The organism is Arthrobacter sp. P1_A5 (genome assembly GCF_056406825.1).
This window is the reverse complement of the sequence record NZ_JBFTZL010000009.1, coordinates 38,587-60,434: the sequence shown is the minus strand read 5'-3', so window position 1 is coordinate 60,434 and position 21,848 is coordinate 38,587. Positions and strand designations below refer to the sequence as shown.

Annotated in this window: 21 protein-coding genes and 1 pseudogene; 11 read left to right on the top strand and 11 right to left on the bottom strand. The window is 65.8% G+C overall.

Translation table 11 applies throughout. From position 1 onward, the window contains the following. Positions 1–901, top strand: a 901-nt coding sequence (locus tag AC1D1S_RS03905; RefSeq protein WP_476993766.1) for a cytochrome b/b6 domain-containing protein, incomplete at its 5' end; no start/stop codon positions are given. A 16-nt stretch (positions 902–917) separates the two neighbouring features. On the opposite strand, the gene AC1D1S_RS03900 is transcribed toward AC1D1S_RS03905, so the two are convergent. Both AC1D1S_RS03900 and AC1D1S_RS03895 read right to left on the bottom strand, forming a co-directional pair. Further along, positions 918–1,586 (bottom strand): alpha/beta fold hydrolase, encoded by a 669-nt coding sequence (locus tag AC1D1S_RS03900; protein ID WP_476993765.1) that lies wholly within the window; start codon positions 1,584–1,586, stop codon positions 918–920. A gap of 102 nt (positions 1,587–1,688) precedes the next feature. Next, positions 1,689–2,303, bottom strand: a complete 615-nt coding sequence (locus tag AC1D1S_RS03895; RefSeq protein ID WP_476993764.1) for a TetR family transcriptional regulator — start codon at positions 2,301–2,303, stop codon at positions 1,689–1,691. Positions 2,304–2,386: 83 nt separating this feature from the next. Between AC1D1S_RS03895 and AC1D1S_RS03890 the strand changes: the two genes are divergently transcribed. Continuing rightward, positions 2,387–3,166 (top strand): SDR family NAD(P)-dependent oxidoreductase, encoded by a 780-nt coding sequence (locus AC1D1S_RS03890; RefSeq protein WP_476993769.1) that lies wholly within the window; start codon positions 2,387–2,389, stop codon positions 3,164–3,166. 177 nt (positions 3,167–3,343) lie between these two features. Further along, entirely contained in the window at positions 3,344–3,826 is a 483-nt protein-coding gene (locus AC1D1S_RS03885; protein ID WP_476944973.1) for a hypothetical protein, read from the top strand. 50 nt (positions 3,827–3,876) lie between these two features. On the opposite strand, the gene AC1D1S_RS03880 is transcribed toward AC1D1S_RS03885, so the two are convergent. Together AC1D1S_RS03880 and AC1D1S_RS03875 are read right to left on the bottom strand one after the other, a co-directional pair. Continuing rightward, on the bottom strand, positions 3,877–4,362 hold the full coding sequence (locus tag AC1D1S_RS03880; RefSeq protein WP_476993763.1) for a hypothetical protein: 486 nt from the start codon (positions 4,360–4,362) through the stop codon (positions 3,877–3,879). Between the two features lie 134 nt (positions 4,363–4,496). Further along, a complete protein-coding gene (locus AC1D1S_RS03875; RefSeq protein ID WP_476993762.1) occupies positions 4,497–6,743 on the bottom strand; it encodes a hypothetical protein in 2,247 nt (748 codons plus the stop codon). A 319-nt stretch (positions 6,744–7,062) separates the two neighbouring features. Between AC1D1S_RS03875 and AC1D1S_RS03870 the strand changes: the two genes are divergently transcribed. Beyond that, complete coding sequence (locus AC1D1S_RS03870; RefSeq protein WP_476993761.1) at positions 7,063–7,449, top strand: hypothetical protein; 387 nt, start codon at positions 7,063–7,065, stop codon at positions 7,447–7,449. A 302-nt stretch (positions 7,450–7,751) separates the two neighbouring features. After that, on the top strand, positions 7,752–8,927 hold the full coding sequence (locus tag AC1D1S_RS03865; protein ID WP_476993760.1) for a zinc-dependent alcohol dehydrogenase: 1,176 nt from the start codon (positions 7,752–7,754) through the stop codon (positions 8,925–8,927). 154 nt (positions 8,928–9,081) lie between these two features. Here AC1D1S_RS03865 and AC1D1S_RS03860 read toward each other — a convergent pair whose 3' ends face one another. From AC1D1S_RS03860 to AC1D1S_RS03850, 3 genes and pseudogenes are all read right to left on the bottom strand, one after another. Continuing rightward, positions 9,082–9,474: a VOC family protein gene (locus AC1D1S_RS03860; RefSeq protein ID WP_476993759.1), complete on the bottom strand. Its 393-nt coding sequence runs from the start codon at positions 9,472–9,474 to the stop codon at positions 9,082–9,084. 100 nt (positions 9,475–9,574) lie between these two features. Then, positions 9,575–10,834, bottom strand: a complete 1,260-nt coding sequence (locus AC1D1S_RS03855) for an NYN domain-containing protein (protein ID WP_476993758.1) — start codon at positions 10,832–10,834, stop codon at positions 9,575–9,577. A 266-nt stretch (positions 10,835–11,100) separates the two neighbouring features. Then, positions 11,101–12,365, bottom strand: a pseudogene (locus AC1D1S_RS03850) (IS110 family RNA-guided transposase). 200 nt (positions 12,366–12,565) lie between these two features. Between AC1D1S_RS03850 and AC1D1S_RS03845 the strand changes: the two are divergent. Beyond that, complete coding sequence (locus tag AC1D1S_RS03845; RefSeq protein WP_476993757.1) at positions 12,566–12,712, top strand: hypothetical protein; 147 nt, start codon at positions 12,566–12,568, stop codon at positions 12,710–12,712. Between the two features lie 83 nt (positions 12,713–12,795). Here the strand turns inward: AC1D1S_RS03845 and AC1D1S_RS03840 are convergent, their stop codons facing one another. The 3 genes from AC1D1S_RS03840 to AC1D1S_RS03830 form a co-directional block, all read right to left on the bottom strand. Next, positions 12,796–12,975, bottom strand: coding sequence for a hypothetical protein (locus AC1D1S_RS03840; RefSeq protein WP_018775517.1), 180 nt, complete (start codon positions 12,973–12,975; stop codon positions 12,796–12,798). Positions 12,976–13,340: 365 nt separating this feature from the next. Beyond that, the gene (locus tag AC1D1S_RS03835) at positions 13,341–14,636 is read right to left on the bottom strand and encodes a cation:proton antiporter (RefSeq protein WP_476993756.1); all 1,296 of its coding nucleotides are present in this window, start codon (positions 14,634–14,636) and stop codon (positions 13,341–13,343) included. Between the two features lie 157 nt (positions 14,637–14,793). Then, complete coding sequence (locus tag AC1D1S_RS03830) at positions 14,794–15,879, bottom strand: LacI family DNA-binding transcriptional regulator (protein ID WP_476993755.1); 1,086 nt, start codon at positions 15,877–15,879, stop codon at positions 14,794–14,796. Between the two features lie 205 nt (positions 15,880–16,084). Between AC1D1S_RS03830 and AC1D1S_RS03825 the strand changes: the two genes are divergently transcribed. From AC1D1S_RS03825 to AC1D1S_RS03805, 5 genes are all read left to right on the top strand, one after another. Further along, complete coding sequence (locus AC1D1S_RS03825) at positions 16,085–16,930, top strand: ABC transporter substrate-binding protein (protein WP_476993768.1); 846 nt, start codon at positions 16,085–16,087, stop codon at positions 16,928–16,930. Positions 16,931–17,074: 144 nt separating this feature from the next. Further along, a complete protein-coding gene (locus AC1D1S_RS03820; protein WP_018775513.1) occupies positions 17,075–17,863 on the top strand; it encodes an amino acid ABC transporter permease in 789 nt (262 codons plus the stop codon). Beyond that, complete coding sequence (locus AC1D1S_RS03815) at positions 17,860–18,657, top strand: amino acid ABC transporter ATP-binding protein (RefSeq protein ID WP_279294091.1); 798 nt, start codon at positions 17,860–17,862, stop codon at positions 18,655–18,657. Before AC1D1S_RS03820 ends, AC1D1S_RS03815 begins: the two co-directional genes overlap by 4 nt. Then, positions 18,657–19,712, top strand: a complete 1,056-nt coding sequence (locus AC1D1S_RS03810) for a Gfo/Idh/MocA family protein (RefSeq protein WP_476993754.1) — start codon at positions 18,657–18,659, stop codon at positions 19,710–19,712. The genes AC1D1S_RS03815 and AC1D1S_RS03810 overlap by 1 nt, the downstream gene beginning before the upstream one ends. A gap of 68 nt (positions 19,713–19,780) precedes the next feature. Beyond that, positions 19,781–20,902, top strand: coding sequence for an NAD(P)/FAD-dependent oxidoreductase (locus AC1D1S_RS03805; RefSeq protein WP_476993753.1), 1,122 nt, complete (start codon positions 19,781–19,783; stop codon positions 20,900–20,902). A 134-nt stretch (positions 20,903–21,036) separates the two neighbouring features. Here the strand turns inward: AC1D1S_RS03805 and AC1D1S_RS03800 are convergent, their stop codons facing one another. After that, entirely contained in the window at positions 21,037–21,624 is a 588-nt protein-coding gene (locus AC1D1S_RS03800) for a hypothetical protein (protein ID WP_476993752.1), read from the bottom strand. Positions 21,625–21,848: the final 224 nt, after the last annotated feature.

The following is a 21,848-nucleotide window of genomic DNA, read 5'->3' as shown; positions in this document are numbered from 1 at the left end:
GCTCTACGGCTCACGTACCCTGGGCCAGTGGATCAAACTCGTCGTGCTCTTCGCCGTCGGCGGAGTGGCCGCCGCAGCGATTCTCATGCTCGCCGCGCGCGGCGTGACGACGCTGCCGGGCGTGCCCGAGTTCCTCGAGAGATACCCCGGCGCGTATGACCTGCCCGATACGGTGGAGCCCGGCTTCCCGTGGTGGGCACAGTGGGCGCACTTCCTGAACATCTTCCTGATGGTGCTCATCATTCGCTCCGGCTACCAGGTGCGCACGCAGCAGAAGCCGCCGGCGTACTGGACGCCGAAGCGCGGTGGCAAGAAGATCAGCATCAACCTGTGGCTGCACCAGTCGCTCGACATTTTGTGGCTGGCCAACGGGCTCATCTTTGTGGTGCTGCTGTTTGCCTCTGGCCGCTGGATGAGGATCGTGCCGAGCAGTTGGGAGGCCGTCCCGAACGCGCTCTCCGCGCTCCTGCAGTACATGACACTCGACTGGCCCGTTGAGACCGGCTGGGTGAACTACAACAGCCTGCAGCAGATCATGTACTTCGTGGTGGTCTTCATCGCGGCCCCCCTCGCTGCGATCACGGGTGCGCGCATGAGCGAGTTCTGGCCGAAGAACGCGAAAACGCTGAACAAGGTCTACCCGGTGGAGGTTGCGCGCGCGGTGCACTTCCCGACCATGCTGTTTTTTGTGCTGTTCATCCTCATCCACGTGTTCCTCGTGTTCGCGACCGGTGCGCTGCGCAACCTGAACCACATGTTCGGCGGCACCGACGTGGTGAACTGGGCCGGGTTCTGGCTCTTCGCGGCCGCCATCGCCATCACGGCGGCCGGATGGTACGCCGCCCGCCCGCTGGTGCTCGCGCCCATCGCGAGGCTGTTCGGCCAGGTGAGCAGCCGCTAGGCCGGAATTCCCGCGTTCAGCGGCTCAGCAGGTAATCGGCCACGCCGTCCGGGTTTGCCAGGGCGAGGAGATGGCCGCCGGGCAGGACGTCGGGCTCCATTCCGAGGCGTCCGCGGGCGAGCCGTTGTTGGAAGGCCAGGGGAAAGAACCGGTCACCCTCTCCGGCCAGGACACGGGTCGGGATACCGGGCCAGGCCGTGAAGTTGCAGGCCGACTCGAACACCGCCTCTGCTTCGGGGCGTTGGTGCGGTTCGCCTTCCGCGGCGACGTCCGGCGGAACGTCGTGCAGGAAATAGGTGTCCGTGTCGAACTCAGTGCTGTACCCGTGGGCCCGGGCCGCGCTTTGCTGCGCCGCAGCCCAGCCGGTGGTGTCCCACCATGCGCCGGGGGTCTCGCCCGGTACGGGAATCATCGCATTGACCAGGACAAGCCCGGCGACGGGGGCTTTTTCGCACACCAGCGGGGCGGTGAAGCCACCCAGCGACTGCGCAACGAGCACCACGTCCTGGCGTCCACCGACGGCTTCGAGCACCAGGCGCGCGTACTCGGGCAGCCCGGCGCTTTCATCGTCGCCGGGCAGATCGACGGCAACGGCTTCGTGGCCGGCCCCCTGCAGCAACGGAACGACGCGGCTCCAGTACCAGGCCGCGCCGCCCGCTCCGGGGATCAGGACGAATCTGCTCACCGCCGCACCAGCCAAAGCACGACGGCGGGACCCCGGGTCCGGACCGGCAGGCGGCGGCCGTTGGGCCGGCTTCGTTTCGATGCGGATCTCATCTCCCCATTGTCACCCCGCCCGCGTCGACTCCGGCACCCGCAATACCCCCACCGCCGCCACCAAATACGGCACCGGATCCGGGTCCGTCCCGGCGGCCCACTGCATCCAGGCCTCGAACGTCGCGCCGATCAGGGCGGCACAAAGATACCCCGCGACGTCCCCGGAGACGCCCGCGGACATCAGGTAGGCCCGGGTCCGTTCGCGCTGCGGGGCCAGGGACTCGTAGCTGCGGCTGGCCAGCTCGGGGTGCTCGGCGATCAGCCGGAGCCGGCCGCGCGTGACTGCAAGGTCCGGCAGGACAGTAACGCCCGCGACGGCCGCGTCGCGCAGCCCCGCCTGGATGTCGCCGCCGGGACCTTCAGCGCGGGCCGAATCGAGCACGAGACGGGAAGCCTCGACCACCGGCTCCATGCCGCCCCAGACGAGCTCGGCCTTGCTGGAGAAGTAGCGGTACAGGCTCTTGCGCCCGATCCCCGCCTCGCGCGCGATGTCCTCCATGGAGGTCTGCTCGTAGCCGCGCTCGGCGAACAGCCGCAGCGCGAGGGCGGCCACGGCGTCGGGATCAATCGTCACCGGGCGCCCGGCGGGGCGCGGGACGGCGGTGGTCACAGCATCCGAAGGCATCCCACCAGTATTCACCCTTACATAATGACACAGAGTGTCATAAGCTGGGCCGCATCAGGATGAGCAACGTCTGGAAGGACATCATGGGCAACGAAGCTTCATGGCAGGAAGTCACCACCACCGGCCGGTTCGCCGGCAAGACCGTCATCGTCACCGGCGCAGCCTCGGGTATCGGCCAGGCCACCGCGCTGCGCATCGCCAGGGAAGGTGGCCGCGTCATCGCCGCCGACATCAGCAAGGAACGCCTGGATGACCTCGTGGCCGAGAACGCCGGGCTGGACCTGGTCCCGGTGGCCGGCGACATCTCCACCGAGGAGACCGTGGCCGCCGTCGTCGCTGCCGCCGGCGGACGCATCGACGCGCTGGCTAACGTTGCCGGGATCATGGACAACTTCGCCCCGATCCAGGAGGTGGACGACGACACTTGGGACCGCGTCTTCCGGATCAACGTCACCGCCCTCATGCGCCTGACCCGCGCGGTGGTGCCGCTGATGCTGGACGCCGGCACCGGCTCCGTGGTCAACGTCGCCTCCGAGGCCGGCCTGCGCGGGTCCGCCGCCGGGGCCGCCTACACCGCGTCCAAGCACGCCGTCGTCGGCCTGACCAAAAACTCGGCCGTGATGTACGGGCCCAGGGGCCTGCGCTTCAACGCCGTGGCCCCCGGCCCCACCATCACCAACATCGTGGCCAACTGGGGATCGCAGCTCGCGGCCGAACGCCTCGGCCCGCTGATGCAGGCCACCGTCCCCACGCCCGCCACCGCCGCGCAACTCGCCGCCTCCATCACCTTCCTGCTCAGCGACGACGGCACCAACATCAACGGCGCCATCCTTGCCTCCGACGGCGGCTGGTCGGCCCTGTAAAGCACCTCACCAAAACGCAGGCGGACGACGGCGGGAGCTCCGCCGTCGTCCACCTTCCTGTAGGAAGGGAGCGCACTAAGGAACCCCGGCGTTCGTGGTGGTTGCGGCCGGGAGGGCCTGTTTCTATGGTGCCGACCGCCGTAGGCTATGGGCATCCACCACATCGAGGAGGCACTCATGCGCACGGCAACACCGAAGAACCAGGCCGACCAGATCCGCCATCTTTCAGAGAATCTCATCTCTCAGCTCACCGAGGGGAGGGAGTGGGCCACTCCCGGGGTCGAGGCGGCATTGAAAAGAGTGGTGGCCGGGCTCGATGCCGGGATTGAATCGGCGTCTCCGAGGATCCAGACCGGACTACGGCGGCTCGCTGACGACCTCGCCGGTGGAGTGGAAACTCTGGCTCCCCGTGTTCAAGAGGGCCTGAAACGGGTTGCACCGAGTGTTGTCACGGCACCCGCCCGGGCTAAGTCGCGGCGGACGGCGTCCGGGAAAGCCTGGGTGATTGCCGGCGTGGCGGCGGTTGCGGTGACCGCGGGAGTCGCGGCCTGGCTCTATCTTCGCCGTGCGGATAACGAGCCGGTGCCGTCTGTGGATGCGCAGCGAACCAGGGGCGTGGACCCCGACCTGCGCGCCGCCTCCACAGAGGACCAGACCTGAGGGACCCTACGACACCTGGGAGCCATCCGCGTCCGACGCGGACAGGCCGGTCAATCCTCATGCGCGTCGACGGCCCCGCCCGTTGACACTCCGCTCAGGGTGTCAATGTAATCGAGCGTTTTGGGACTGACATGCCGCACGGCCCCAAGAGCCTCCCGGAGAACGGCTCTGCGGGCGTCGTCGCCAAGTGCTCCTCGGAGTTCGACTACCGTCTCGATGCCCTGGCTCTCGAACACGCGCGTCATGTCCTCAACCTGGGCGAGGCGGCCGGGGGACGGCCAGCTGATAACTTCGGAAAGCATCCCGGTATCGAGGCGCCGCCGGAATCCACTGGTCGTGGCGGCATCAGGCCATGCCCCGACCAGAGCGACAACGCGCGGCCTGACGGTCGCGTGGTAGTTCTGTCGCCGCTGCAGGGTCGCATCGACAATGATGGCCCCGATGTGGTCCCAGCCACGGCTGACTTCGATCGAGTCGTCTGTGCCGTGGGAGTCCAATTGCGCCGGGAGGTTGGCAGCATCGTTATCGATAGTCATAGGTGAATACTCCCATGCGACAGAAGTGAGCGTGCGGCTGCGGCCGCCCAGATCGGAGCGAAACCGGGGGTATTCCGCTATCAGCAGTCCTGGCTGCCGTCCGACTGCTGGTTATGTGCGACCGCCGGCAGGATTCATCCGGGTGACTGACGTCTGATGGAAGCTGAAATTCGATCCTCCATGGCTCGAACGCCGCCGACCGCCGCGGGCCCCATCTGCTGCCTTGCGCGGTTCACCGCGTCGCGGACTTCGCGACGCACTACCCGTTCATTCTGGCTCGACGACTTTTCTCGCGTTTCCCTGGCTAAATCGAGCAGAGCCTGCGGAGCGTAGTGATTGACGCTCATGTCCGTGAGCAGGGGGAGCTGCACTCTCAGGTCCTGCTCGATGGCGGTGCGGAGCGGGCCCAACCGAAGCAATTGAGTGAGGAAATCCGGGCTCAACACCGGCGACGCAGGCGCTTGCGGGCCAAGGCGCTCCCGCAGGTGGTCCTTCATCTTCATGGCTGTTCTGTCGAACGTCAGCCACCATGCAAGGTAGCCCATGGGCGATGGTCCAATCGTCCGCCGATACTCGATGACGCCGACTGAGTTTTCAACGTCGTGGGCAACCAGGCGAGACCGTGTCCCTTGCTCGGCTCCGTACTCACCTCGTTGACGCCTTCTCTCGTGAGTCTCATTCCATAGTTCCTGAACCGCACCCCGGAGTTCGGTCGATGCGGCATCGGAGTACTCGAGGAGACTCTTGGTCTCGATACAGAATTCGTCGGCAAGGTAGTCGCTGACGTCCTGCAACGGCTGTTCTCGTCCACAGATATTCCGTTGCCAGTCCAGGAATTCAGTCTCTGGTCGGCCCGAGAGCACGAAGGCCGAATAAAGGAAGGGGACCCTTCCCGACCAAGTCGACGTTCTGTTGTGACCATAAGCAACGGCCAGGTTGAGGTGTCTTTCAACTTCTTCTACGACTCCGTCCGTTACATATAGGAGCAACCCTGCGTCTACCGCTGCGCGCATCAGAATCGTAAAGTGGCGCTCTTCCGGATCGTCTACCAGGCTCTCTCCGATAAGCGGCAGGATCGCGGTGGTGTCCATCCATATGTCGCCTTCACTGAAGACGTTGAGCACGACTTTCTGGACGTCCGGGGTTTGTTTCAGGAACGCGAAAAGCGTGTATGCGTCAGCTAGTCGCCGAAGATGCGACTGTGTTTGCGGCGAAGGCTGTTCCAGTACGTGCATTATGGCCGCGGCCGCGGCATCAGAACTGAGCTCATGGATGCCGCCATTTGCTGTGATTCGGTCCGCTATGGCTACAGGGCTGAGTTGGAACGGTGCTCCTGTTTCCACGGCTGCGGCAAAAGACTCGCCTCGTTCCAGGAGTGTTTCTTCCAACACTGATCGCAGTTGCCGAGAAACCTCGGTTAGCTGTGCTTCGCTCAGTGCCTTCGGTGCTTCGACGGCCCGAACCGCCGCGAGGAGTTTCGCATCGAGGACAGCTTCATCAAGAAGGAACTTGGCTGTCTGATCATTTATCCTCTTGGTTTCTTCAAAACTGAGATGGTAGGTGTCCTCGGCCCCGGTCGCTGATTTGTGTTGTTTGACTGGGCCCTTCCGAGACAGGCGGTTCAATGCGCTCAGGGTCAGGGCATCGACCTGCCCTCGCTTCCCCACGGGCATGCGGAGTGCGACGCCGTCTTTGATTTCGCTCAGGCTGAGCCTGTTGTATGTGCTCGAATCGTGAAGCGCCGCCAAGACCAATGACTCGAAGCAGCTCTTGGTAAGGCTCTGCTCGGTTGCCTGATCTTCGCCGTCGAGAGCCAAGTGCAGCACCGCGACCTTGCTCTCATCGGCGGTCAAGGTCGATATTCTTTCGAGGACCCCTCGTTTGGACAGGAGCGGATCCACAAATCTCTGAGCCAGCTCTTCACTGGCCACTCGTCGTTGCGGATAGGACTTCTCGCGGTCCACAAACCACGACCGGTCCCGGATGTCCACGGTTATATTCCGATCACGTCGGGACTCTTCCCTGAGTTCATCGGCGGCCGGACCAATCACCTGGTTGGTCAGGTAGATCATGGTGCTGACCGAAGGAAAATTCCTCTTGAGGGTGTCCAGTGTGCTCGTAATTTTAGTCTTCCAACTCGCCGTGACAGAGTACTGAAATGCAACTTTTGGCACCCCATCAATCGTGAATATTTCGGCGTCCCTGCCCTTGTCTCCGTTCGGAGCTGCCATCGTCCGCAGGGCTGGATATTCGACGGCTAAGAACTCCGACGCGAACGATTCGAATATCGCCCAGTCTCCAGGGCCAATCCGTTCTAAGGCGAGAGACAATCGCGGGTTCGGCATGACCGAATCATAACCACCACAAACCTTTCTGAACATCGCCCCTGGGTTCGACAGCCGATTGTTTTTCGGGGGAGCGGCGGCCCGGTTCCGGTGCTTGCCTCGCGAGCGGCTTGGTCAAAACTTCCGCGCGGAATCAGGTGTAAACAGCCCGTTGACTTTCGTGTCTCCTGCGAGGACCATGACGAGTGAAAGTCAATGATGGGGGGGATAACTCAAAGTCTGACGGGCCAAAAATACGCATGTGTGCCGATTATTCCCGCGCCAAATTTTAGGCTGCCGCGGAATATCACTTACGCGAAGCTCGTGCTTACGCGTCTGTTAGACAACTCCGAATCTGGGGATCAACGGAGAGAAAATGATTAGCAATTCCTTTAAGCCGGTTGCAGACGCGCCCGGTGTTTTTACATCTGAACCTCTGGCGTTCGGCCAGAGCGATCGAATTCGTGCAATGGTGCACGGTCGGACAGCAGTGTTAACAGCCGAATGCGATGCAGAGCGCAAGACGCCAGATTTCGTGGTCTCAGGGCCAGCGAGCCCTGGTTTTGAAGCAGCTGCGTTCAGTCTGTCGGRTATATGGGACGCGGCTAAGGACCTCACCGGTCGCGCTTGGGACGCAGTTAACGATGTTCTGACTAACGAGGGCGGCGGCGGCGGTGGCGGTGGCGGTGGCGGCGGCGCCCTCATAATAGCGAGCCCGGACGAAGCCGAAATCGTCACAACCACTCGCGCGCCGGCACTGTAGGTAAATGACACCAAAGGCAAGCGGACGACGGCGGGAGTCCCGCCGTCGTCCGCTTTGTACGAAGTGCCGCTGACCCGCCGGGCGGCTATTTGGGGCGGGCGGCCAGGGCGGATGCCAGGCCGTGGCCGCACCCTGTCCTCAGCCGCGGGCTTCCGCCCTTCGAACGCGCTTATCGCCAGCCGGCCCGAACTCAGCCACGGCTATGTAGGACTCAGGCCGACGCTCCTTCCCATCCGGGCGCGGACAAGGCATGCTTATTGATCAGTAGACTTACTAATTTGGTTGCGACTGAAGGAGCGAACATGAAGGCACTTACCTGGCAGGGCAAGCGGTCGGTCAGCGTGGAGATGGTTCCGGATCCGGTCATTGAGAAGGGCACGGACGCCATCGTCAGGATCACTTCATCGGCCATATGCGGCTCGGACCTCCACCTGTACGAGGTCCTTGGCCCCTACATGAAGGCCGGCGACATCCTGGGGCACGAACCCATGGGCATCGTTGAGGAGGTCGGCTCCGAGGTCAGGAACCTCAAGCCGGGCGACAGGGTGGTCATCCCCTTCAACATCTCCTGCGGCCATTGCTGGATGTGCAAACAGGGGCTGCAGTCCCAGTGTGAAACCACCCAGGTCCATGCCCACAACAGCGGGGCGAGCCTGTTCGGGTTCTCCGAGCTCTACGGGTCGGTCCCCGGTGGACAGGCGGAGTACCTGCGAGTGCCCTACGCCGACTACGGGCCGATAAAGGTCGGGCACGAACTGCCCGATGAGCGGTACCTCTACCTCTCCGATATTCTTCCCACCGCCTGGCAGGGAGTGAAATACGCCGATGTCCCCGCGGGCGGCACACTGGCCGTCTTTGGGCTCGGCCCGGTGGGGCAGTTCGCCAGCCGGGTCGGTCGACACCTCGGCCAGCGCGTCATCGCCATCGAACCGGTTCCGGAACGCCGCCGCATGGCCGAGCGGCACGGGGTGGAAACGATCGATTTCACAGAGGACGTCAGTGACCAGCTTCGCGATATGACGGATGGAAGGGGCCCTGACGCGGTCGTCGACGCCGTCGGCATGGAAGCGCACAATTCGCCCGTCGGCGCCTTTGCGCAGAATGCGGTGGGGCTCTTGCCGGATGCCTTGGCAAAGAAGGCCATGGAGACTGCGGGCGTAGACCGCATGACGGTCCTCCATGCAGCGATCGACTCCGTGCGCCGGGGAGGCACCGTTTCGCTAAGCGGGGTGTACGGGGGTACAGCGAGCCCCATGCCCCTGCTGAGCATGTTCGACAAGCAGATCCAACTCCGGATGGGCCAGTGCAACGTCCGCCGGTGGACGGACGAGCTGCTCCCGCTCGTGGAAGATCCCGCAGACCCGCTCGGCGTCATGGACCTGAAGACTCACGAGGTCGACCTCGACGGTGCCGCGGCCGCCTACGAGATCTTCCAGAAAAAGGAAGACGGCTGCATCAAGGTGGTCCTGAAGCCGTAGCGAAGATGTCCCCGCTCCGGGAGATCTCCTCAGGCCTTCCGTCAGCCCGGACCCAAGTGCAGCTGGGCTCCCCATTGGACCGGAAGGGGAGCCCAGCTCGGCGACCTCGGTGAAGAGAAATCCCGCCGTCGTCCGCTTGCGTGTGAAACGGTCGCTATCCGCCGGCGGGTTGGAATAATTCGACAACGTTCCCGGACGGGTCCTCCAACAGGATCTGCTGTCCGCCTGGGCCCTTGACAATGTCGTTCCGGAACGTGACGCCTGCGACGCGCAACCGTGCCACTTCGGCCGCGATATCGCCCACGATGAGGTGGATCCGGTTCCATCCTCCCGGGATGGGCACCGTGCCGTCCGGCATGGGACGGCCTGCCGAGCTGGCCGGCCCGCTCAGGAGGAGCCGCAACCGGCCGCGGGTGACATCGGCGAACGCCGGCGCGGCGCTCATTCTGACGGTGAATCCGAGATGCGTTGTATAGAAGTCGACCGCGGCATCGACATCGGCCACCAAGTACCGGACGCTGACCAGTTCCGTAAGGTCGTTGGGCATTTCCAGCTCCTTTCCGAATTCGTTTGGTTACTACTCATAGATAATTCACACTGTTGATCGGTTTGGCACCCAGTGCAAGCCCACGACGGCGGGAGGTTCGCTACGCCCGGGAGCCGCCGGGGCCGGAGTCGAGCAGCCCGCCGCCAGCCCAGCGCCTGAGCGCGAGCTTTTCGGCGTCGTCGAACTCCATGAGGGCCAGCCGGCACAGCTCTTCCACGTTTCTGGTCCACGCGGCAGCGAGATCTGCCGCTGATATCTCCTCTGCGAGGGAGCCACCGGCGTACACCACGCCCTGGATCACGAAGTTGACGGCAGAGCGGGACACCGGCTGCCCGGCGGCCACGCAGTCGTCCCGGACGGACCGTGCCAATTCGCTGCGGTTGCCCGAATGGTCGCGCAACTTCGCCGCCAGGGACAAGAAGACCTGCCGGAACTGTTCTGCCGACAGCGCCGGAACGTCCGTGACCCGGGTGACCTGCTCCTCGATCGCGGGCCGGGCGTCGGAGGCCAGCGAGGAGGGCTCCGGGGAAAACCGCTTCGCGTCCCACACCCAGCCGGGCGACGGCGTGGACGAGTATTGGACGCCCTGGCCGATCTGGGCGATCCAGGCCCCGAACTTGCCGTGCCCGCCCCAATCGGTCTTCAGCGACGGGTCCGCGGTCAGGGCCCGGTGCGCCGCGACCGCTCCCGTGACCGGACCAGGCGCGGCCTGCACCAGGGCCCGGACCTCGTCGGCGGCCGACGTCGCGGACCCGGGCGTGCCCTGGGCGGTGCGGAGCGGGGTCCCAAGTCCGGCGGACGGGACCATGCGGGGGATGCCAGCCGCGGTCCCGTTGAGGATTGCCACGAAATCGTGGGACTCCACCACGCTGTCGGCCATCTCCCGGTATGCGAACGCCACGGCGCCGGCAGCGATGACGGTGGTCATGCGGTCGGCCGCCCGGAACCGCTGGACCAGCGAGGTGAAGTCGGCGTCCGCAGACGCGACGAAGAACTCCTCAACATGTGCCGCGCCGGCCAGGGCATCCATCGCGTCCAGCACCAGGTTGATGTCGGTGCTGGACTTGCCCCGCTGCGTCAGGGAGGGGCAGTCGATCACGCGGAAGCCCGCGCGGGTCCAGTACGGCCGGTACTTGGAGTAGATCACCGGGTTGAGGTAGCAGTTGCGGATCAGGAACCGCCGGGATTCTTCGCCCGCGCCGCCGGCGGCCAGCGCCTCCGTCCAGTGCTTGGGGTCCTCGGCGAATCTCTTTGCGGCCGCCGGGTCCAAGGCCATCAGGCCGGTATAGACGTTGTCGAAGTCCACGAACATCGCGGCACGGATGCCAGGCCGCCGGGACTGGGGGAGGGGTTCACTCATCGGCTCAGTGTGCCAGCAGGAGGGCGGCGCGGGCCAGAGGTGCCCGCTTGGTTGCCCATTTGCCGTCGTGTGCCGGACCTCCTGGCGGGAACAGGAGGTCCATAGGCGTGTCCGGGATCGGCCGCGCGCGCCACGCTCCTGCGGGAAGCCGACACCTGGGCCACGCGGCCGGCGACCAGGTCCTGGAACAGGTGGCGCTGATGCTCTCCCGGGCAGTGCGCGGCGCGGACACCGTCACCATCGGGGGGGTGCCTCTATGGTTTTCGTCAAGCGGCTGAGGGTTGTCGTGGTTCGTAGAAGGTGCCGTCTCTGAGCATGGCGTAGAGGGTGTCGCATCGGCGGCGGGCGAGGGCGATGAGGGCCTGGTTGTGGCGTTTGCCCTCGGTTCGTTTCCGGTCGTAGTAGGCCCTCGACAGAGGATCCTTGAGTGCGGCGAACGCGGAGAGGAACAGGGCCCGCTTGAGGATCTTGTTTCCTTTCCGGGATGGGTGGTCACCGCGGATGGAGGACCCTGATCGCCAGGTCACCGGTGCCAGACCGGCGTAGGACGCCAGGTGCCCTGCGGAGGCGAAGTCTTTTCCGACGATCTCGGTGAGGATCCGTGCTGCGGTCCTGACGCCGACCGCCGGGAGAGACGTCAGGACCGGGTGAAGAGGGTGGGCCTCCACGAGGGCTTCGACCTGGGTGAAGACGGTGTCCCGGGACTCGCGGATGTCGGCGAGCATCCGGGCCAGCTGGGGCAGCACGATCGTGGCCGCGTTGGTCCCCACGACGGTGACTGTTTGCTGGTCCAGGGCTTCGATGATCTCCCCGGCAAGGCGCTTACCCATCCGGGGTGCAAGCTTTGTCAGCCGGGTTTCGATCCGGCGCCGGCCCGCGTGGCGCAAGGCTTCGGGGGTCGGCCAGGTCCGCAGCAGATCCAGCACTGCCGGGTGGTCCAGTCGCGGGCCAAGGACACGCTCCAGTGCCGGGTGGATCTGGGTGAGCAGGCCGCGGATCCGGTTGGATGTTGCGGTGGCCTGTTTGGCCAGGTCGTCGTCGAAGCCGCAGAGCATGGTCAGCTCGGCGAGTTGTTCGTCGGCGATCTGGATGGAGCGCAGTGTGTGGGGCATGGTCCGGGCCGCTTCGGCGATGATGAACGCGTCCCGGGCGTCGGTTTTCGCCTCGCCCGGGTGCAGGTCGGCGATCCGGCGCATCGCCAGTCCGGGCAGGTATCCGACCATGACACCGGCGGCTTGGGCAACGGCGACGGGGAGTGCACCGATCGTGGCCGGCTGGTCAACGACGAGCAGGATGGTGCCGTGCTTGTTCAAAGAGTCGAGGATCTCGCGCAGCCTGGCCTCGTCGTTGGGCAAGGCCTTGTCGAAGAGCTTCTTCCCGGCCCGGTCCACTGCAATGGCGTGGTGTTCGCCCTTGCCGACATCCAGACCGACGAAGACATCAATGCTTTCGTGGTTTCCGATCACCTCTACCTCCCAGTCGCAGCAGCTGATACCAGTGCTGGACTGTCCGCGGTGTCAGAGCCCGGCATCCACGTTACGCACGACGATCCCAAACTGTCCTGCCTCTATTAGCGGTCTCTCCGGCACCTACCGGACCCCGGTGACAACACCCCCCGGATCATTGACGACTGGGGGCGGCAATCATGCCGGGGCCGGCAGGCCAGCACACCCACATCCTGCAACAGGAACGGGCTACGAAAAAGGTAACGGGGGCGAGCTCCGGCTGGGCATGTCCGTTGGCCAGGCGGAAACGGCTGTCCCGGCGGACGCCGATTCGGCCGCGCACAAAGAACTGGCCACGGCCCTGCTGCTGGCCGCAGATCAGGACATATACCGCGTCAAGACGGAAATGCGCGGGGCCGTGTGCACCGGTTGATCCGCGGTCTTTAACGCCAAACGACGACGGCGGGAGGTGGCTCCCGCCGTCGTCGTTCGGCCTTGCTGCCTGGAACCCGGGGTTTAGGCGCCGTGGTTCAGGCTGAGGGTGAAGGTGTTCGGGCCACTGGCGTGGACCGCGATGTTGCTCTTGGCGGTGTTGTGGCGCTCGGAGAGCTCGTGGACCAGCGCGTCCAGCTCGTGGTGCATGGTGGAACGGTCCCAGAGCTTGTGGGTTACAGAGTTGGCAGTTTCAAACGTCATTGTTCAGTGCTTCCATTTCATGAATCCGGATGTCCGGCTGCCGCACCGATGCGGAGCCGCCGTAGGGGCCAAACCAGGAACGCCTGAGACCGTGGGCAGCTCTGCGAGCTCACCGGTTTGGCCTCATTGCGTCCACCAGGATGGGTGCCCGGCGTTTTCTGCGGACGCGGAACGTCGCAGGAATTCGTCAGGCTGCACCGGCAGGAACGTCGCAGTCCCTGCCTTGCCTTTCCATAGTGCACAGCGCCACGCGGGAGGCTCAAGCCAGATGGCGAAATTTGCGCGTGAGACTCATCACAGCCGCTGTGCCGGAACGTGGACGGCGACGACGGCACCCGAGTCCGGCGCGGACGGTTCAGTGCCGTCTAGGGACGGGACCGCTTCGACCGAAAATGCGGAGGGTGGATATGCATGCGGCTCAGCCCCCGGGCGGGGGCCGGAGAGACCGGCACCGGTCCGCCGGGCTCCGGTCCCGCTGCGGCAGCGGCCCGTCCGTAGCGGGCAGCCAACGGTGCGGCGCTGAAGCCGTGGGCCAGGACGCTGAGCAGTACGGTGGCGGCGATAACGGCCACGGCCTGATCGGACACTGGTCCAAGGGCTTCCAGCGCCAGCAGCGCGAACACGAGGGACGCCAGTCCGCGCGGGCCGAACCAGCCCACGAACAGGACGGTCTTCCGGTCGAGGCCGGCGCCAATTGAGGCCAGCGCTACCGGCAGCATGCGCACCACCGTGAGGCTGAGCACGGCATACGCGATGGTCAGGGGGAGGGAGTGCTCCAGCATGATCGGCACGGTGATGGCTCCGAAGGCCAGCCACACGAGCAGGGACACCAGGCCACTCATCTGCTCAACGAAGGCCAGTTCGGCCGGCCCCCGTTCCCCGGCGCAGGTGCCGAACGCCAGCCCGGCGCAGAACGCGGCGACGAAGCCGTTGCCGCCCACCGCGAGTGCGGCGCTGTAGGAGAGCAGGCTCAGGGCCAGGACGCCGATGCCGGCGAAGTCCTCGGTTGCGGTCCCGCGCCGGCGGGCCAGCTGGAGCAGCCACCCTCCCGCGGCGCCGGCCGCTGCGCCGACGCCGGCGCCGATGAGCAGCTCCATGGCCGCGCTGCCTGGGCCTTCGGCGCTCTCCAGGCCTGCTGCGGCGGCCGCGCCGGCGATGGCGAGCATGACGACCGGGGTGGCGATGCCGTCGTTGAGGCCGCTTTCGACCGTGATCAGCTGGCGGATCCGCGACGGCACCGCCGGATTCGTCACCACGGGTATTCCGAGTGCGGCGTCGGTAGGGGCAAGCGCGGCGCCGACGAGGAGGGCCAGCCAGAACCCGAACTGGGGAAAGAACCAGGCGGCCAGGGCCCACCCGAACACAATCGTCAGCGGCAGGCCGACTCCCAGCAGCCGCACGTAGCGGCCCACGTCCCGGCGCAATTCCTGCAGCGGCAGGCGGGCGGCGTCGGAGAAGAGAACCCACACCAGGGTGACCTCGACAACCGGGGTGATCAGCGCGGGCGCCGAGGCGGCATTGACCAGCCCGGACCAGGCCAGGGCTGCGCCGACAGCGGTGAACACAATGGGAGCGGTCAGGTCCGCCTGCTGCAGCCGCGCCGACACCAGCGCCCACGCGAACAGGAGGGCGGTGATGAGGACAATGACCGTCAGCTCCATGACGGATCGGCGCCCGTTTCCGTGGGCGCCGCGTGAGGGCGGCCCGATTCCAGCAGCCGTATGGGTCCGCCCACAGGGATCACGCTCCCTCCGCCGATTGCACTAAACGTTCCCCTGCAGTTCAGTGAATCCACTGGCCCGGGACCGCGCCAGAGAACTAAGCCCTGTCCTGCTCCTGCCCCGGCGGGGCCGCGACCGAGCCGCGGCGGATCAGTGCGGCCGTGAATGTCGGTGCGGCCGCCGGTGCCTTGCGGCCTTCGATCTGCCGGATCAGGGCTGACGCGGCCGCTACGCCCATGTCATAGACAGGCTGGGCGATGACCGTGAGCGGGGGCGTGGTCAGGCGCGTCCAGGCGAAGTCGTCATACATGAGGAAGGAGACATCATCCGGAATGGAGAGGCCGAGCTCGTGGATCGCCTCCACCACGCTGAGGCCGATCAGGCCGTCGGAGGCGATGATCGCCGTCGCCGGGTCCGGGCGCTGCAGCAGCTCGCGGGTGATCTTCTTGATGGACTCGTCGTCGCCGGCGTTGAGGCGGATCAGATCGACGGGCAGGTCCAGCCCCGCCTCCTCGAATGCGCGTTTCATTCCGTCGCGCCGGTCCGAGATCTGGGACGAGTCCAGCTGCAAGCCGTCGTGGTACGGCCCGGCTGTTTTCAGCGTGGAGACGAAGGCGATCCTCCGGTGGCCGGACTTGAGCAAATAGCTGGTGGATTCATGGGAGATGTCCTCCATGTCCACCGCCACGGTGTCGACGTCGAGCCCTGGCGCCTTGCGGTCCAAAAGGACCAGCGGACGGCCGGATTCGTGAACGCGCCGTAAATGTTGCGTTGCCACGGAAGACGCGGGTGCCACGATCAGGCCGTCAACGCGCTTGTCGAGGAGCACCCTCACGGCGTCGATTTCCGCCTCGGTATCCTCGTCCGTATTGATCAGGATGACATTGAATCCACTCCGCTTGGCGGTGTCCGTGATGCCCCGCGTGGCCAGGCCGAAATGGGGGTTTTCGATGTCGCCGACCACCACCCCGATGGTGTGCGATTTCCCGGTGTTCATGCTGCGGGCGAGCTCGTTGGGCCGGTAGTCCAGTTCCTCGGCGGCAGCCAGCACCCGCTCGCGCACGTCGTCGCTCACGGCCCCGTAGTTGCCCAGGGCGCGGGCGGCCTGGGCCTTGGAAACCTGGGCTGCTTTGGCGACGTCGGCGACAGTGACATCGCGGCGCCGGGAAGCATCACTATTCATTACGGCCTTTCGTAGCGGACCCTTGACGCCTGATGTGGCTTCGATTACATTTCTAGCAATCGATGTGAGTCCGGTCTCAATCCTAGGGACTGAGACCGGACTCAGCAAGACTTCCATCGACAAAGTCCCACTCCACGGGGCCCACTGTCTGCCTGCCCCGCTGCTCACCCCCACGATTGGAAACGCTGTGAACACAGGAAACAAAATGCGYCCCGGGGCGCTCATCGCCGCTGCTGTTGCCGCGGTCCTGGCACTCTCCGGCTGCGGAGGCAGCTCATCCGCCTCGTCCTCGCCGGCGGACAACCCCTACGGCCTGATTGAGGCCGGCACCATCCGTGTTGCCAGCCTGGGTGATTCGAAGCCCTATACCTTTGCCGACGCCCAGGGCAACTTCACCGGCTTCGACGTCGAGCTCTTCAAAGACGTCGCCCACCGCGCCGGAGTCGACAAGGTCGTCTTCACCGGACAGGACTTCTCCGGGCTGCTCGCCGCCGTCTCCAACGGCCAGTTCGACGCCGGCGTTGCGGCGATCGGCATCACGGACAAGCGCAAACAGACCGTCGACTTCTCCGATGGCTACCTGGCCGGCTACCTGACCGTCATCACCACGAAGACCTCGGGCATCACCGGCGCCGACGGTCTCGCCGGAAAGCGTCTCGGCGTCGTGCAGGGAACGCTGCAGGAGGCATACGCGGTCAAGAACTTCACCTCCGCGAGCCTGGTGCGCTTCCCGGACAACAACACCGCGATCGCCGCCGTCAACAGTGGATCCGTTGATGCACACTTCCTGGACTACGAGGCCGCCAAGGCCTATGAAACGCAGTACGGGCTGATCAGCGCCGCGGACATCCCGTCCTTCGACGCTCCCGCCGGCTTCGCCGTGGCCAAGGGCAAGACCGCTTTCAAGGACGCCCTCAACAAGGGCCTTGCCGCAGCCATGGAGGACGGCACCTGGAAGAAGCTCTACCAGAAGTGGTTCCCGGGCTCCCCGATGCCCGAGCAGTACCTGCCGAAAGCCGAGCAGACGGCAACGCCTGCGCCGAGCAAGTAAACGGCCCAGCAAGTAAGCGACCGGCAACCAATAGGCACCGAACCATCGGCACGTCCGGCACATAGCCCGGCTGCCACCTGACCGGGCGGGCCGCACTGCGCGGCCCGCCCGGGTTCCACAAGCTACCTACGTCTGAGAGCAACCATGGACTGGTTAAGCACCATCACCCGCACCTTCTTCGACTTCGGCGCAATGGCCGAGGTCCTGCCCCAGCTTCTGGGAGTCGGTCTCCTCAATACCCTCATCATCTCCGTTGCGGCGACCATCATCGGCGTTGCACTCGGCATGGTCGTCGCCGTGATGGGGATATCTCCCTCGCGGTGGCTTCGGGTTCCGGCCCGGATCTACACGGACCTCTTCCGCGGACTCCCCGCCATCCTGACCATCCTGCTGATCGGCCAGGGTTTCGCCCGCTTCAGCCAATCGATCTTCGGCCCCTCGCCCTACCCCCTGGGGATCATCGCCCTGAGCCTGATCGCCAGCGCCTACATCGGTGAGATCTTCCGCGCCGGTATCCAGAGCGTGGACAAAGGCCAGGGTGAGGCCTGCCGCGCGCTGGGCATGAGCTACGCGAAGTCCATGGCCCTGGTGGTGGTTCCGCAAGGCGTCCGCCGGGTCCTGCCGGCGCTGGTGAACCAGTTCATCGCGATCGTCAAGGACTCCTCGCTGGTCTATTTCCTGGGCCTGCTGGTCACGGAACGCGAGCTCTTCCGCGTGGGCCAGGACGCCGCCGTGCTTTCCGGCAACCTCTCGCCCCTGGTCATGGCCGGCATCTTCTACCTGCTGATCACGGTTCCCCTGACCCATCTGGTCAATTACTTCGATAACCGCTTCCGCACCGGCCGACGCCGCCCCGCTGCACCCAGCAGCGGTCTCAAGGAAGTCAAAGAACTCGCCGCGGCTTCACCGCTGACCACCGGGAGCAACACATGAGCCTCGCCAGCAACACCGCAAGCAGCACCAGCAACGCCAAAGAACCAGTCCCGGACATCGAGACGTTCCACGGCTCCAGCCTGGAACTGAAGAACCTGACCATGGCCTACGGCGACGTCGAGGTGCTCCGCAAGGTCAGCCTCAACGTCGCCCCGGGCACCACCACCTGCATCATCGGGCCCTCCGGCTCCGGCAAATCCACCCTCCTGCGCGGCGTCAACCGGCTTCACGAACCCAAGAGTGGGGACGTGCTCCTGGCCGGCGAGAGCGCCCTGCAGGTCAAACCGGACCTCCTGCGCAGCCGCATCGGCATGGTGTTCCAGCACTTCAACCTCTTCCCGGACCACACCGCCCTCGAGAACGTGGCGCTGGCCCTCTGGAGCGTCAAGGGCATGCCCAAGGCCGAGGCCAGGGAACGCGCCCGGCGCCGCCTCGCCGAGGTCGGTCTTGCCGAACGCGCCGACCACCGCCCCCGCGACCTCTCCGGCGGACAGCAGCAGCGCGTCGCGATTGCCCGAGCCCTGGCCATGGAACCGGAAGTCATGCTCTTCGACGAGGCCACCAGCGCCCTGGACCCGGAGCTGGTCAAGGGCGTGCTGAACCTCATGGCAGGCCTGGGCCGCCGCGGCATGACCATGCTGGTGGTCACGCACGAGATGGGGTTTGCCCGCAAGGTCGCCGACCAGGTCGTCTTCATGGACGAAGGCGAGGTCGTCGAGTCCGGCACGCCCGCCGACCTCTTCGACAACCCGCAAAGTGAACGCCTCCAGCGCTTCCTCTCGGAAGTGCTCTGATGGAGACCCTGAAGGGAAACACCGCCGCGGCACCCATCCGCACCGCCGTCGTGGGGTTCGGCATCTCGGGCAAAGTCTTCCACGCACCGCTGATCGCGGCGGATGCCAACTACTCGCTGGACGTGATCGTCACGGCGGACCCGGACCGCGCCTCGGAAGCTGCAAGGCTCTACCCGGACACCCGGATCGTCCCTACGCCAGAGGACCTGTTTGCGTTGTCCGGTGACCTCGATCTGGTGGTCCTCGGAACGCCACCGCTGACCCACTTCGACCTCGCCGCGACGGCCATCGCCCATGGCCTTCACGTGGTGGTGGACAAGCCGTTCGTCACCACATCGGACCAGGGGCAGGAACTCATCTCCCGGGCGGCCGACGCCGGCGTGCAGCTTACGGTATTTCAGAACCGGCGCTGGGACGCCGATTTCCTGACGCTTCAGAAGCTTATCGAGGAAGGAGCGCTGGGCGAGGTCCGCAGCTTCGAGTCGCGCTTTGAATGGTGGCGGCCGGAGGGCTTCGGAAACTGGCGGGACACCGCCGCCGTGCCCGAGGGCGGCGGCATCCTCAACGACCTCGGTGCCCACCTGATCGACCAGGCCATCCAGCTCTTTGGCCCGGTGACCCAAAGCTACGGCGAAACGGCGAACCACGGCCCGGATCCGGGCGGCGCCGACACCGAGGCCTTCGTGTCCCTGCTCCACGAATCCGGGGTCCGCTCACGGTTGTGGATGAACGGCATGGCGGCGCAGGTCGGCCCGCGCTTTCACGTCCTGGGCTCCGAGTCCGGCTACACGAAGTGGGGCCTGGACGGCCAGGAACCGGCCCTCGCGGCCGGAACGACACCCACGGACCAGGGCTACGGCGTCGAACCCCAAACCCATTGGGGGACCGTGGGTGTCGACGGAGACCTGCGGCCAGTCGCATCTGAACCCGGCGCCTATCCGCTGTTCTATGCACAGCTCGCGGCTGCCCTCCGTGGCAAGGGCCCACTTCCGGTCGACCCCGAGGAGTCCCTCGACGTCCTGAGGGTCATCGAAAATATCCGCGCCTTCGCATAGCCCGCACACCGCCTCCCAGTGCCCCTGGCGGGCACCCCTGACACCTCTACTTAAGGAAAGGCAGACCCATGTCCTCCACACCCTCAACCAAGCGCATCGCCATCATCGGCGGCGGCATCCTCGGCGTCTCCACCGCCGTCCACCTGCTCCGCGACGGCGCCTCCGTCACCCTCCTGACCGAACACGGCCTGGCCAGCGAGGCCACCGGCCGCTCGCTCTCCTGGCTGAACTCCGCCGGAGAACGGTCCACGCCGTACCACCAGCTCCGGGTCGCCGGCGTGGACCGCTACCGCACGCTCTTCGCCGCGGACCCCGTGCGGGACTGGCTGCAGTTCGGCGGTGGCCTCATGTGGAATCCCGCCGGCCAGGAAGCCGCCACGGAAGCCCGCCACCACTACGAGAAATCCATCGGCTATGACTCGAGGCTTCTGACACCCGCGCAGGTTTCCTCAGCCACCCCCGGCATCGATCCGGATGCCGTTCCGGAGAACGCCATCTTCAATCCCGGCGAGGGCTGGGTCAGCCTGCCCGATCTGGTGGACTTCCTGATGGAGGAGTTCCACGCCCTGGGCGGTGAACTCGTCCTCAACGCCGGCAAGGTGTCCGTGACGGTCGACGGCGGCCGGGCCACCGGCGTCGAGACGGCCGCAGGCGAAACCTACGAGGCAGACGCTGTCCTCGTGGCGTGCGGTGCCGCAACTCCCGCCGTCGTCGCGCCACTCGGCGTCGAAATCCCCAACGGATCCCCGGTCTCCATGCTGGTGCTGACCAAACCCGTCGAGCACGAGCTGAAGACCGTGCTGAACACCCCCAGGGCCGCCGTCCGGCCCAACCCCGGAAACACCCTCGCCCTGGACCACGACTGGTATGAAGGGCACATCGCCGAACACGCCGACGGCTCCTTCAGCATCCCCGATGACGTGGTCCAGGAGCTCGCCGATGAGGCATCCAGGCTCATCGCCGGCAACCCCGACCTCAAACCAGCCTCCTGGAAGATCGGCTACAAGCCCATCCCGGGCGACGGCGAACCGGTCCTCGGTGAACTCGGCCAGGTGCCCGGCTGCTTCGTGGCCTTCACACACTCGGGGGCCACGCTCGGCCTCATCGCAGGCGAACTTCTCGCGGGCGAGATCATGACTGGCACGAAGCACCCGATGCTGGCCACCTTCCGGCCGGGACGCTTCTCCTAGCCAGGGCCACGGCTGGCAGGCAGGGTCTGCGTTCACCGGCCCTGCCTGCCTAAGCCCCGTCCTGCTCCGGTAACGGGAGCGCCGCCCCTGGGACCAGATCCATGGTTGTCAGGCGACTGAGACCGGGCTTCGGGCTACGGGCTGGGGGAGGGGCTGGAGGTGGGGGACCCGGTTCCGGATGGGGCGGTGGTGTTCCCGGGCAGTGTGGGTGACGGGCTGCCGGAGGCAGTCCCGGATCCGGGCGTCGCGGGCATGTACGACTGGTATTCGGGCAGCGTGGAGTCCAGGACCGGAAGCTGCAGCTCGGCCGACTTACCTGTGGAGTCCTCGCTCACCCGGACCGTGACCAGGGACCCGGGGGATCCCGTGGTGGGGTCCAGCATCATGGCCGGAGGTTGGGCCAAAGACGTTTCGCCGTTGGCCTTGACCGGAATCGATACCGTCGATCCGGAAGCGCCGGAGATGGTGACAACCGCGTCTTTGGCGGACGTGTTGAAAACCGTGCCCATGATCCGTCCGGGCTGGTCCGCTCCGTGGGAGAGGATGAGCATGTCCGCCAGCTTCATCGGACCGACCACGGTGTTGATCCCGTTGGTCGCCGGCGTGATCTTCGTGGTTTCCGCGGGGTTGTCGGAGGAGCAGCCGGTTCCGGTCAGCAGCACCCCCAGCGTGAGGGCGGCGATCGCAGATCTGAATCCTGCCAGCAGGGTGGTGGGTGCCACGGCCGGCTCCTCTCGGCAGAAGCTGTCCGGTCACCTCCGATTATCGTCCCGGGCGGCGGGAAAATCGACCCGCCGTCGCTCCTGGTGGCCGCCAAGCGGGCGGCGCCCGGCGGCGGCGCCATCGGCCGGCCCGACATGCGGCTTGAGTTCGAGGATCCCGGGGGCCGCACCCGGCTGCTCCTCGGATGACACCAAACGAGGATTATTTACTGATTTGCGGATCA